This is a genomic window from Microbacterium galbinum (assembly GCF_023101185.1).
GTDB classification, from domain to species: Bacteria; Actinomycetota; Actinomycetes; order Actinomycetales; family Microbacteriaceae; genus Microbacterium; species Microbacterium galbinum.
This window is the reverse complement of the sequence record NZ_CP078077.1, coordinates 2,033,465-2,046,227: the sequence shown is the minus strand read 5'-3', so window position 1 is coordinate 2,046,227 and position 12,763 is coordinate 2,033,465. Positions and strand designations below refer to the sequence as shown.

Genomic DNA, 12,763 nt, shown 5'->3' with positions numbered 1-12,763 from the left:
TGTGCGGGGGGCGGTGATCGCCTCCCGCACGAGTTGGGAAGCAGACGTCCTGGCGCTGAGTGCGCAGATCCATACGCATCCGGAGCTCGCTTTCGCTGAACACCGGGCGGCCTCGTGGGTGGCTGAGACGATGCGTGCAGCCGGGTTCGAGGTTTGGGAGGGCGCGTTCGGTCTCGACACCGCCGTAGAGGCCACGATCGGACAGGGAGATATCACCGTCGCGATCTGCGCAGAGTACGACGCGCTCCCCGGCATGGGCCACGCCTGTGGTCACAACATCATCGCCGCCGCCGGCGTCGGTGCGGCCATCGCGCTGGCCGAGGTCGCTGACGACCTCGGCATCCGCGTGAAGCTGCTCGGAACGCCGGCAGAGGAGCACGGCGGGGGAAAGATCCTCATGCTGGAGGCTGGTGCGTGGGATGACGTCGACTTCTCCCTTATGGTGCACGGTGGGCCCGGCGACGATCTGCGCTGTGCCGACTTGCGCACGCAGGCGGTGGCCCGATTCGACGTGTCCTTCCGGGGGCAGGCCGGTCATGCGGGGGGGCCGAGCCCCGATGGGGTGAACGCGGCGAATGCAGCGACAATCGGACTCGTCGCGCTGGGCCTTCTCCGCCAGCACCTCCCCGACGGAGTCCGTGCTAATGCTTTCATTGACCACGGCGGTGAGGCAACGAACATCATCCCGTTGTCGACGCGAGTGCGAGCCGAGGTGCGCGCGGACACACTCGACGCGCTCGAGAGCACGCAGCGCAGGATCCTTGCCTGTTTCGAGGGTGGGGCGACCGCGACTGGGTGCTCATGGGCGTGGGAGCCTGCCGAACCCACCTATGCCGAACTGGTGCAGAACCCGGTGCTGGCCGAGGCCTGGGACCGCAATATCGCCTCGCTCGGGCGCACGCCGCACCCCTACGCGGCGTCGCCGGGAGGGTCGACCGACATGGGCAATGTGTCGCACGTCGTTCCATCCATCCATCCGCTCATCGCGATCGAGGGATGCTCCTCTGCTCCGCACACACCTGAGTTCGCCGGTGACGCGATCGGCCATGCAGCCGACGCCGCGGTCGTTGATGGGGCACTCGCGATGGCACTCACCGCTGTCGACGTCGTAGCGCTCCTACGGGCGGGGCATCAGCTGACCAGCGCCGACGCGTCCGCTGCGGCATCGAACCGATGATCCGCAGCCACAAGCTCGCGAGACGGCGCGGCCGGCAGACGGGCTGCGCGGCTGTCTGTAGACACCGCGGTGCCGCTGGCAGCTAGGACCGGGAGAGAGAACCCAACCTTCGTCCCCGGACGACTCACGACCCGCGAGGGCGGGAGCTAGAGACAAACCCATGGCTGAGTGGTCTCGGCATCCCGCCCTCGCGTTTGTTCCCCCAAGTCCGTCAGCGTCATCGCGGACACCGTTCGGACGCCGGTGTCCGAACGGTGTCCGCGGAGGTCTTCCGTGGCGTGGGTGCCAACTTGACGTGAAAGCTACTCCGCTGTCGGGCGCGGCACCGACACCCGCCGCTTAGCGACAACTCCGATGAGAATCTGCAACTCCGGTGAGACGATCTGCAGGTAGGTGAGATCTCGGCAGATCCGGCGAGACAGGACAATTCTCCACCGACTTTCCGTAATCAAACCGTTGCATTCGTTATCTCGCCGTTATACAGTGATCACACGGTGAATGTTTGCTGTGGCACTCACCGAATGTGATTGCAGGACACTCTTGGTGCAAGGGACAAGGGCCGGTCGGGAGCCTCTCCGATCGGCCCTTACTGCTGCCCCCGAGGCCGGTATCCTTTAGGGATGACCGATCGCAAGCTCGCCCTCGCCGCCTGGGAGAGCCTGTTCCGCGCGCAGCACGAGGTCTTCCACGACATGCTCGCCGACTTCGATGGCACCGACATCAGTCAGGCCGAGTACGACGTCATGCTCACGGTGACCCGATCCCCCGACATGACCGCCCGTCTGCGCGACATCACGGCCAACATGCTGATCAGTCAGCCGAGCGTCTCGCGCCTCGTCGACCGCATGGTCACGAACGGCCTCGTCACCAAGTGCGCCGACCCCGACGACGGTCGCGGATCGCTCATCACCGCGACGGATGCCGGTGCGCGCGCGTTCCGCGCGGTCGCCACCGTGCACGGGCGATCCATCGCCGAACGCATGTCGGCCCTCGACGACGACGAGCTGCGCACGCTCCGCGCGCTCTCCGACAAACTGCGCCGCTCCTGACACGGGGAGTTCTCCCCTCGGCATCCGTTCCTGTGATCTGGCAGGGTGGGAGCTGAGTCCCGCACGCCGCGGGAACGCAGACTTCCCCTTCGGGGGATCAGGGAGGTCACCCATGGAGCTCGCCGGAATCGTCGGCATCCTCGTCATCGTCGGCATCGCCGTCGTCATCGTCGTCGTCGTCCTGCTCATCCTGCTGCTGTTCGCACGCAGCTGGATCAAGGTCGCCCGCGCCGATGAGGCGCTGGTCATCTCGGGACGCAAGCAGAAGGTGCAACGCGCCGTGGTCGGCGCCGACGGCACCAGCCGCCCCGAGATGTCGGAGTCGCCGGTCACGGTCATCGTGAACGGCAAGTCGCTCGTCAACCCGATCACGCAGCGCCACGAGATCATCTCTCTGCGCTCGCGTCAGGTGTCGCTCAACGCCGAGGCGCAGTCGCTCGACAGCGTCACGCTCAACGTCGACGGCGTCGCGATCGTCAAGATCGGCTCCGACCCCATCCTCGTACGCCGCGCCGCCGAGCGTTTCGCCTCGCAGGACAAGGCCATCGAGCAGTTCACCACCGAGCAGCTCGAGGGCGCCCTGCGCGGCATCGTGGCGACCCTCTCGGTCGTCGAGCTCATGCGCGAGCGCAAGAAGTTCTCCGACCAGATCGCCGCCGATGTCTCGCAGGAGCTCGCCGAGCAGGGCCTGATCCTCGACTCGTTCCAGATCAAGGGCATCACCGACAAGGTCGGCTACATCCAGTCGCTGGGTGCTCCCGAGATCCAGGCGAAGCGCCAGTCGGCCGAGATCTCGCAGACGAACGCCGACCGTGCGATCAACCAGAAGTTCATCGCCAACCAGGAAGCCAACCTGGTCGAGCAGACTGCCCTCGACACCAACACCGCCAACGCGAACGCCGGCATCGGTCGGGCGCGCGCCGAGGCGGAGCAGGCCGAGAACCTCGCCCGCGAGCAGGCGCAGCAGGCCGTTCTGCAGCAGCAGGCCGAGAACAAGCAGGCCCAGCTCGACGCCGACGTCAAGCGCGTCGCCGACGCGCAGCGGTACGAAGCCGAGACCCGCGCCCAGGCCGAGCTCTACACGCGTGAGCGCGCCGCCGAGGCCGCCGCGATCGAGCAGGTCAAGCAGGCCGAGGCCCGCACCCGTATCGCCGAGCAGCAGGCGCAGGCCGACAAGGCCCGTGCCGACGGTGAGGCCGCAGCCGCGGTCGCCAGCGCGACCGGTGAGGCCGAGGCACTGCGCTCGAAGGCAGAAGCCGAGGCCGAGGCTCGTCGCCTGCGCGCCATCGCCGAGGCCGACGCGATCCGCGCCGAGGGTGAAGCCCGTGCCGCCGCCGTCGAGGCAGAGGCCAAGGCCATCGCCTCCAACCAGGACGCCTTCCTCTCGCAGCGCGTGCTCGACGTGCTGCCGTCGATCATGGCCGAGTTCGCCAAGGGCTACTCGGCGATCGGCAACGTGTCGATCATCGGCGGTTCCGGCGAGGACGGCGCCTCGCACGTCGTCGGCGCCGACAGCGCGAAGGCACTGCGCTCGGTGTTCGACAGCGTGCAGTCGGCGACCGGTCTCGACCTCGCCGGCATCATCCAGGGCCAGGCCGTGGGCCGCGGATTCGGAGCAGGAGTGGCCGAAGCATCCGCCGCCGCCCCCGCCGCCGCCGCACCGACGCAGCGCGTGCCGAACCCGACGACTCCCCCGCCGCCCGCCGACGACGCGGAGTAGTCCCCAGCAGCACCCAGCGGATGCCGCGGCCGATTCGGTCGCGGCATCCGTCGTTTCCGCCGTACCCAACTCAGGAAGAACTCGGCCGCGCAGTCTGTTTCCACCCCGATCCAGGCCGATCGCGGCCGGTTTTCCTGAGTTAAGTACGCCCGCCGCGGCCCGCACCACGTCTACTCGCCCTTCGCGACACAGGCAGACTGGACCCATGACCTCCGCCGCCTTCGACCTCGCCGCGATCGGCGCGGGGCTCTCGTTCGCCTCCGCGATCGACGAGCTCCAGGCGGCGCTCGACACGAGTGCGTCGGTGGTCGTGAGCGCCCCTCCCGGCACGGGCAAGACCACGCTCGTGCCGCCGCTGCTCGCAACGCGATCGCCGCGCCGCGTGATCGTCACCCAGCCGCGCCGCGTGGCTGCCCGGGCCGCCGCGCGCCGGCTCGCTCAGCTCGACGGATCGCCGCTTGGCACGCGCGTCGGGTTCACCGTCCGCGGCGAGCGCGTGGTCTCCCGGGAGACGCAGGTCGAATTCGTCACGGCCGGCGTGCTGCTGCGCCGCCTGCTCGACGATCCGGACCTCGCGGGTGTGGATGCCGTGATCATCGACGAGGTCCACGAGCGCGCACTCGAGACCGACCTGTTGATCGGCCTGCTCTCGGAGGTGCGCGAGCTGCGCGACGACCTCGTACTCATCGCCATGTCGGCAACGCTGGATGCCGAGCGCATCGCCGCCGTGATCGGCACCGACGACGAGCCCGCTCCGATCGTCGACCATCGGGTTCCCGCCTACCCGCTCACCGAACGTTGGGCGCCGAGTCCCGCTCCGCGCCTCGACGAACGCGGGGTGACCTGGGCGTTCCTCGATCACGTCGCGCGCACCGCGGCATCCGCTGCTCTCGATCTGCACCGCGACGATCCCACGGCCGATGTGCTGGTCTTCGCACCGGGCGCGCGCGAGGTGTCGGAGATCGCTCGCCGCATCCGCGACACGACCGACGTGTTCGACGTGCGGGAGCTGCACGGTCGGATGCCGGCGGCCGAACAGGATGCCGTGATCCGCGGGCGGCGCCCTGCCGAAGAACCCCGCATCATCGTCACGACATCACTCGCGGAGTCCTCGCTGACCGTGCCGGGCGTGCGACTGGTGGTCGACACCTGCCTGGCCCGCACTCCGCAGCGCGACGCCGGGCGCGGGATGACGGGGCTCGTCACCACCGTGGCCTCGCGTTCGTCGAGCGTGCAACGCGCCGGCCGCGCGACCCGCCAGGGAGCGGGCACGGTCGTTCGCTGCGTCGACGAACGCACCTATGCCACGGCGCCCGCGCGTCCGACTCCCGAGATCGCCTCGACCGATCTCGCCGATGCCGCTCTGCTGCTCGCCTGCTGGGGCGCACCGGAAGGCAAGGGTCTGCGACTGATCGACCCGCTCCCCTCCGAGAGCCTCGCCGATGCCCTCACGGTGCTGCACGGCCTGGGCGCGATCGACGACGACGGTCGCGCGACGCCGGAGGGCCGAGCCCTGGCACGCATCCCGACCGATCCGCGGCTCGCCCGCGCTCTGCGTGACGGCAGCCCGGTCGTGGGCTCTCGCCTCGCCGCCGAGGTCGTCGCGCTGCTGGGCGGCGACGTGCGCACGGCGGACTCCGACGTCGCGCAGGCGCTCATCGCCCTGCGGGGCGGACGAACTCCGGACTCTCGCCGGTGGCGCAGCGACGTGGATCGCCTCGAGCGCATGACCGCATCTGCGCCGGGTGTGCGCTCCGATCTCGACGGTGTCGGCCTGGTGATCGCCCTGGCGTTCCCCGAGCGCATCGCCCGCCGCGTCGACAGCACGGCGAGCGGGGCGACGTTCCTGCTGGCCTCCGGCACCCGCGCGGGAGTGAGCGGTTCGCTCGCGGCCGTCGAGTGGCTGGCCATCGCCGACGTCACGCGGGCGTCCGGGCGCGCGGCAGCCGGTTCGGGGGCGGTCGTGCGATCGGCTGCGATGCTCACCGAGGAGCAGATGGAGCGGGCGGCGAGCCACCTGCTCACCGACCGCGTCGAGGCGGAGTTCGTCGGCGGTCGCATCCAGGCGCGTCGCGAGCGCCGGGTGGGCGCCATCCTGCGCTCTTCGGCTCCGGTGCGCGCGTCTGCTGACGAGGGGCGGGATGCCGTGCGCCGCACGCTGCAGCGCGACGGGCTGAGCATGTTCGCCTGGTCGGCATCCGCCGTCGAGCTGCGGGGCCGCCTGGCGTTGCTGCACCGGGAGCTGGGCGCGCCGTGGCCGGACGTCTCGGATGCCGGACTCCTCTCGGCCCTCGATTCCTGGCTCGCACCCGAGCTCGACGCTCTGGCCAGCGGTACCCCCGCGGCCCGGCTCGACCTCACCTCGGCACTGCGGCGCCTGCTCCCGTGGCCCGAAGCCGGACGTCTCGACGAGCTCGTACCGGAGCGGCTCGAGGTGCCGAGCGGCTCTCGCGTCCGCATCGTGTATCCGACCCTCGACGATCCGGATGCCCGACCGGTCGTCGCCGTGAAGCTGCAGGAGTGCTTCGGCTGGGCCGAGACTCCCCGGTTGGTCGACGGCCGCGTGCCGGTGCTCTTCCACCTGCTCTCCCCCGCCGGGCGACCGCTCGCCGTCACCGACGACCTGACCTCGTTCTGGTCGGGGCCCTATGCGCAGGTGCGCGCCGAGATGCGCGGCCGCTACCCGAAGCATCCGTGGCCCGAGGATCCCTGGGCGGCCGCCCCGACCCGACACACGAAGAACCGCGCCGCGCGCTGAGGCCGGCCGCCGCGCTTTCGAATCGCTCACTTTGCGGTTTCGACGCCGGATGTTCCACCGAGTGAGCGATTCGAAAGCCGGAAGAGAGCCACCCCTCAGCACTCGATGACGTTGACCGCGAGGCCGCCCTCGCTCGTCTCCTTGTACTTGGTCGACATGTCGAGTCCGGTCTGGCGCATGGTCTCGACGACCGCGTCGAGCGAGACGTAGTGGCTGCCGTCGCCGCGCAGGGCGAGGCGGGCGGCGGTGACGGCGGTCGAGGCGGCGATCGCGTTGCGCTCGATGCAGGGGATCTGCACGAGGCCCCCGATCGGGTCGCACGTGAGCCCGAGGTGGTGCTCCATCGCGATCTCGGCGGCGTTCTCGATCTGGCGGTTGGTGCCGCCCATCACGGCGGTGAGTCCGCCGGCGGCCATCGCGCAGGCCGATCCGACCTCGGCCTGGCATCCGCCCTCGGCCCCCGAGATCGAGGCGTTGGCCTTGAAGAGCGACCCGAGAGCCGTGGCCGTCAGCAGGAAACGACGGATGCCGCGGCGGCGGTTCGCCTCGGCGGTCTGCTCCTCGTCCAACGCGTCGGAGGCGGCGAGCGCCCGAGCATCCGATTCGAATCCCAGCAGCGCGCTGCCGACCAGCTCGCCGTACGGGGTGACGGCGTTGCCCGCCCCGAGGCCGGAGTCGGCGAGGAACCGCCACCAGTACATCGCGACGGCAGGAAGGATGCCGGCGGCACCGTTCGTCGGGGCGGTGACGACGCGTCCGCCCGCGGCGTTCTCCTCGTTGACGGCGAGCGCGAAGGCGCCGAGCCATTCGCCCGGGAGTTCGCGGTGGCCGTCGGCCTCCGAGGCGTCGAGCTGCCCGCGGATGACCCCGGCACGTCGCTTCACCTTGAGGATGCCAGGCAGCACACCGTCGGAGTGCAGGCCGGCGTCGACGCATCCGGCCATCGCGTCCCAGATCGCGTCGAGCCCCGCGGCGACCTCTTCTTCGCTGCGCAGGGAGGTCTCGTTGAGGCGCGCGACCTCGGCGATCGAGAGGCCGTGCTCGTCGCAGAGCGCGAGCAATGATGCGGCATCCGCGTAGGAATAGGGGAACCCGGAGGTCGCGAGCGCGGCTTCCTCGCCCTCGCGGCGGATGAACCCACCGCCGACGGAGTAGTAGGTCTCCTCCACCACCGCCTCGCCGTCGCTCGCCCACGCCGTGAGCGTCATGGCGTTCGGATGCCCGGGCAGGCGCGTGCGCGGGGCGAAGACGATATCTTCCTTCGCGAAGGAGACCTCGTGCGCGCCGGCGATGACGAGGGACGCGCCCGCGGGGTAGTCGCTCCAGGCCGATCGCACGGCGGCGGGATCGCAGGTCTCGGGTGAGAGTCCGCGGAGGCCGGCGACGACGGCATCCGGGGTTCCATGGCCGATGCCGGTCGCGCCCAGCGAGCCGAAGAGCGTGCACTCCACGCGTGCGACGCGATCGAGCGAGCCTGTGGCGGCGAGCCGCTGCGCGAAGTCGAGAGCCGCCCGCATCGGTCCGACCGTGTGGGAGCTCGACGGCCCCACTCCGATGGAGAAGAGGTCGAAAGCCGAGACGTACGCTGTCACCCCTCCAGGCTACGCCGGATCGTCGATGTCGGTTCACCTTCATTAACCCGCTGACTCACTACTGTGGGCGTGTGAGTGATGACACCGGAATCCTGATCTTCCTCGCCGTCGGCGTTCTCGTCGTGATCGGCATCGTCGTCTTCGGCGTGCTGAGCTCGCGCCGCAAGAAGAACGCCACCACCCGCACGTTCAGCGTGCGCTCCGGCCGCATCGGCACGCAGCCGTTCCTCGAGAGCAGCGACCTCGCCCTCGACGACACGCGCCAGGAGGAGCTCTTCCGCCTCACCTACGAGATCGGCGGCTCGCTGCAGCTCCCCTCGGACGACGAGCCCGACGACCGCACCGTGCACATCTCGCGGATCGGCCGCAGCCTGCGCGCCGGATTCCCGCAGGCGAAGATCGGCCTGTCGGTGTACTTCCGCGAGTGGGAGAACAGCGAGTTCCCCGCGCGCTTCCCCGTGCGCGGCGACCATGGAACCACGGCGGTCACGATGGATGCCGCGGGCGTGACGGCCCTCGATGCGAACAGTTCGATCGTCTGGACCTCGCCGTGGCCGGCGCTGCGGTTCTCGAACGGACCCGACCTGGTACTGCTCGACGGCGCCGGCAAGACCGTGCGCCTGCAGCCGGCGGATGCCCAGCCCGAGGTCGAGGAGATCGTCATCAAGTACGGCACGCTCCAGCAGATGCACTTCTGAGCGCGCGTCAAGCCCCTTCAAGCGGGGCAGCTGCGACGGCATCCTGAACGTCAGACATCGCGAAGGGAGCGATCATGACGAACAGCACCCCCGAACCCACCGACGACCTCTCCGCCGAGGCGCAGACGCCCACGCCGACTCCGGCATCGGATGCCGAGGGCGAAGTGACCACGCCGGATGCGGCCGAGTCACCCGAAGACGCTGATCCGAGCGAGGTGCCGAGCACCGAAGACCTGCAGGAGCCGAGCACCGAGAAGGACCCGGGCGAGGAGCCCAAGGCCCCGAAGCGCGACGAGCCCGAACCCGACCATGAGGCGGTCGGCATCGGGGTCGTCGACACCGAGGACTGAGTTTCCGCGGGGTGTGGGCCCTTCGACAGGCTCAGGGACCCACTAGCGCGGCTCGGTCGCGGACCAGAACTGGGTCGCGGACCGAAACTGGGTCGCTGAGCCTGTCGAAGCGCCCCGCCATGGGAAACCCCTACTCGACGAGCTTGCCCGCCGTGTCGACCTCGCGCATGAGCTCGGCGATCTCCTCGGGGATCTCGGGGATCGCCTCGCGCCTCACGCCGTCGCGCGGCGACCAGACGAGGTTCACCTGCAGCGTCGGGTCGGTGTCGGGGAAGTCGCTGCGGTTGTGGCATCCGCGGGTCTCACGACGCTCGAGCGCCGCCTCCATCGTCGCCCGCGCCGCAAGCGCCGAGGCCTTGAGGTCGAAGGCGTGCGCGAGGTCCTGGAACCCGGCGATGTCGGGGTGGATGCCGATGTCTTCCATACGCCCATCGATGAGGTCGAGTTCGGCGAGACCCTGACGCAGCCCCTCCTCCGAGCGCACGACGCCGGCGTGCTCGGTCATGGTGTTGCGGATCGCGCGCTGCAGGGCGCGCACGTTCTCGCGTCCGTCGGCGGCCAGGAGGTCGTCGATCTCGGCTCGTGCGCCGGCGACGGCATCCGCTGATCGTTTCTGAGCCTCGAGGGAGGCCGCGTGATCCATCGCGGCCTGGCCGACGATGCGTCCGTAGACGAGCAGTTCGATGAGCGAGTTGCCACCGAGGCGGTTGGCGCCGTGGAGTCCGCTCGAGGCCTCGCCGATGGCGTAGAGGCCGTCGACGTCGGTCTGGTGGTCTTCGGGCCGCACCCACACGCCGCCCATCGAGTAGTGCGCGGTCGGCGCGATCTCGATCGGGTCGGTGGTGATGTCGAGCATCTGCAGCTCCATCATCGTCTGGTAGACGCGGGGCAGGCGGGTCATGATCGTCTCGCGCGGCAGGTGCGAGACGTCGAGCCAGACGCCGCCGTTCTCGGTGCCGCGCCCCTCTTTGATCTCGGTGTACGCGGCGAGCGCGACGCGGTCGCGGGTCGACAGCTCCATGCGCTCGGGATCGTAGTTCGACATGAAGCGCTCGCCGAGGGCGTTGCGCAGGATGCCGCCCTCACCGCGCGCCGCCTCGGAGATGAGGGTGCCGGCGGCGTTCTCGGGCTCGATGATGCCGGACGGGTGGAACTGCACGAGCTCGGGGTCGCGCAGGCGGGCGCCGGCGTCGACGGCGAGGCGGAAGGAGTCGCCGGTGTTCTCGTCGCGGCGCGAGGAGGTGCGGCGCCAGATGCGGTTGTGTCCACCGGCGGCGAGGATGACGGCATCCGCGTGGATCAGGTAGCGGGTGCCGTCGGCCTGGTCGAAGCCGTAGGCGCCGAAGACGACGTTGTCGCGCACGAGCAGGCGGGTGATGTAGACGTTGTCGAGGATGGGCACCTCGAGCTGCTCGGCCTTGCGCACGAGGGTGCGCTGGATCTCGAGGCCGGTGTAGTCGCCCGAGAAGGCGGTGCGGCGGAAGGTGTGCGCGCCGAAGAAGCGCTGCGAGATGCGTCCGTCGTCTTCGCGGGCGAAGTCCATGCCCCAGCGTTCGAGGTCGCGGATGCCGCGTTCGGCGCCCTGCGTGACGATCTCGACGGTGTGGGGGTTGGCGAGCAGGTAGCTCTCCTTGATGGTGTCGGCGGCGTGCTGCTGCCAGCTGTCGTCGGCGTCCATGGTGCCGAGGGCGGCGTTGATGCCACCGGCGGCGAGGGAGGTGTGGGCATCCTGTCGGGGGCGTTTGCCGACGGCGAGGACGTCGATGCCGTGTTCGGCGACCTCGATCGCCGCGCGCAGCCCGGATCCGCCGGTGCCGATGACGAGGATCGTGGTGGAGATCTGACGTTCGCGAGTACTCATGCTCTCGACGCTAGTTAGGTCACCCTAATAACTCCAATGCATAGTTCCTCTTCGAACCATGTTGGTAGCCTATGGACATGAACCTCGAGCAGTTGCGCGGTTTCGTCGAGGTCGCCCGCCTCGGGCACTTCACGCGGGCGTCCGAATCGCTGCACCTCGCGCAGCCGTCGCTCAGTCGGCAGATCTCGACGCTCGAACGCGAACTCGGCGCCGAACTCTTCCACCGCGCGCGCGGCCACATCGCCCTCACCTCCGCCGGCGAGACGCTGCTCCCCCGCGCCCAGCGCATGCTCGCCGAGGCCGAAGCGATCAAGGAGGAGATGGGTGAACTCGCCGGCATCCGTCGTGGACGCGTGCGCCTGGGTGCCCCGCCCACCCTGTGCATGAGCCTCGTCGCCGAGGCGCTCGCGGCCTTCCACGTCGCTCACCCCGGCGTCGAGCTGCAGCTCGCCGAGGCCGGCTCGCGCGCGCTGGTCGAGCAGGTCGCGGTCGGCGCGGTCGACATGGCGCTCATCACCGAATCGGCCGGCCCGCCGCCCGCGGGCGTGAGCCTGACGCGGATGCCGCTGCTCGCCGAAGAGCTCGTCGTCGTGTCGTCGGCGTCTCAGCCGCCCGTGTCGACGGCATCCGCCATCGGCCTCGACGAACTCGCCACCCTGCCGCTCATCGTCTTCGACGAGACGTACGAACTGCGCGCGACGACGGATGCCGCGTTCCGCAGCGAGGGCCTCGAACCCGTGCCCGTGCTCGCCGGCGCCGAGATGGACGCCGTGCTGCGCTTCGTCGAACGCGGCCTCGGCGTCGCCGTCGTGCCCGCGATGGTTCTGCTCGACCGACCCGAACTGCGCTCGATGCGCCTGTCGCACCCCATGATGACCCGCACGGTCAGCCTCGCGCACCGCTCGGACGTACGGCCGGCGATCGCGGTGTCGGCCATGCGGAAAGTGATCGTCGCGACCGCGGTGGAGGTCGCGCGGCGGGATCCGGCGATCACGAGCCTGGTGGAGGGGTAGGGGTCTAGCGCTCCTCAACCGGGTCGCCCGGCTGATCTTCACGCGAGCACACGAGATCCTCCGCTTCACTCATCAAGTACTGTCGCCAGCTCTCCGTCATGACCGCCAAGCCAGAGGGGGCGCCTTCCTCCAGCGGCATGTATCTCACGAACGGTGCCACCGACTCCGGGTAGCCGAAGTCGGCGTAGATCAGTTCGACGAACTCGAAAGGATCTCTCAGATTCTCCCTGAGTTCGTACGTCGCGAGCAGCTCGAGATAGAGCCACTTTCGGACAGACAGCTCCAGCTCGAGCGTCGCCTGTTCTCCCACACCGAGGATCTCCCGAATATCCGCGATCGCGCTGCCATCGAGCTCCGAGAGCTGCTGGATGACCGGGTCGACAGGCGATTCGAGATCAGCGCGCTTCGCCAGAGCGACGACAGTCGTCGGCTTCACGATGCCAAGCGATAGCCCGAGTCGCAGGTCGTCAACCGTGAGATCAACTCCGGAGCGACTGAGAAACCGAATGTCGAGTTCAAGCCTCATCGACTCACCACTCGTTCAC

10 protein-coding genes are annotated in these 12,763 nt (G+C 69.6%); 7 read left to right on the top strand and 3 right to left on the bottom strand.

Going from position 1 to position 12,763, the window contains the following annotated elements; genetic code table 11:
• The first annotated feature begins 13 nt into the window (after positions 1-13).
• The 4 genes from KV396_RS09955 to hrpB all read left to right on the top strand — a co-directional run bounded on the left by KV396_RS09955 (position 14) and on the right by hrpB (position 6,704).
• Positions 14-1,177: an amidohydrolase gene (locus KV396_RS09955; RefSeq protein WP_247955613.1), complete on the top strand. Its 1,164-nt coding sequence runs from the start codon at positions 14-16 to the stop codon at positions 1,175-1,177.
• 620 nt (positions 1,178-1,797) lie between these two features.
• Positions 1,798-2,226 (top strand): MarR family winged helix-turn-helix transcriptional regulator, encoded by a 429-nt coding sequence (locus tag KV396_RS09950; protein ID WP_247623366.1) that lies wholly within the window; start codon positions 1,798-1,800, stop codon positions 2,224-2,226.
• A 112-nt stretch (positions 2,227-2,338) separates the two neighbouring features.
• Positions 2,339-3,946 (top strand): SPFH domain-containing protein, encoded by a 1,608-nt coding sequence (locus KV396_RS09945; RefSeq protein ID WP_247623367.1) that lies wholly within the window; start codon positions 2,339-2,341, stop codon positions 3,944-3,946.
• A 205-nt stretch (positions 3,947-4,151) separates the two neighbouring features.
• Positions 4,152-6,704, top strand: coding sequence for an ATP-dependent helicase HrpB (gene hrpB / locus KV396_RS09940; protein ID WP_247955612.1), 2,553 nt, complete (start codon positions 4,152-4,154; stop codon positions 6,702-6,704).
• 95 nt (positions 6,705-6,799) lie between these two features.
• On the opposite strand, the gene KV396_RS09935 is transcribed toward hrpB, so the two are convergent.
• On the bottom strand, positions 6,800-8,296 hold the full coding sequence (locus KV396_RS09935) for an L-serine ammonia-lyase, iron-sulfur-dependent, subunit alpha (protein WP_247955611.1): 1,497 nt from the start codon (positions 8,294-8,296) through the stop codon (positions 6,800-6,802).
• Between the two features lie 71 nt (positions 8,297-8,367).
• On the opposite strand from KV396_RS09935, the gene KV396_RS09930 reads away from it, so the two are divergent.
• Positions 8,368-8,994, top strand: a complete 627-nt coding sequence (locus KV396_RS09930; RefSeq protein ID WP_247955610.1) for a hypothetical protein — start codon at positions 8,368-8,370, stop codon at positions 8,992-8,994.
• A 74-nt stretch (positions 8,995-9,068) separates the two neighbouring features.
• Entirely contained in the window at positions 9,069-9,344 is a 276-nt protein-coding gene (locus KV396_RS09925) for a hypothetical protein (protein WP_247955609.1), read from the top strand.
• A 130-nt stretch (positions 9,345-9,474) separates the two neighbouring features.
• Here KV396_RS09925 and KV396_RS09920 read toward each other — a convergent pair whose 3' ends face one another.
• Positions 9,475-11,205 (bottom strand): L-aspartate oxidase, encoded by a 1,731-nt coding sequence (locus KV396_RS09920; RefSeq protein ID WP_247955608.1) that lies wholly within the window; start codon positions 11,203-11,205, stop codon positions 9,475-9,477.
• 77 nt (positions 11,206-11,282) lie between these two features.
• Here KV396_RS09920 and KV396_RS09915 point away from each other — a divergent pair, with 77 nt between their 5' ends.
• Positions 11,283-12,218 (top strand): LysR family transcriptional regulator, encoded by a 936-nt coding sequence (locus tag KV396_RS09915; RefSeq protein WP_247955607.1) that lies wholly within the window; start codon positions 11,283-11,285, stop codon positions 12,216-12,218.
• A 4-nt stretch (positions 12,219-12,222) separates the two neighbouring features.
• On the opposite strand, the gene KV396_RS09910 is transcribed toward KV396_RS09915, so the two are convergent.
• Positions 12,223-12,744, bottom strand: a complete 522-nt coding sequence (locus KV396_RS09910) for a DUF2247 family protein (protein ID WP_247955606.1) — start codon at positions 12,742-12,744, stop codon at positions 12,223-12,225.
• Positions 12,745-12,763: the final 19 nt, after the last annotated feature.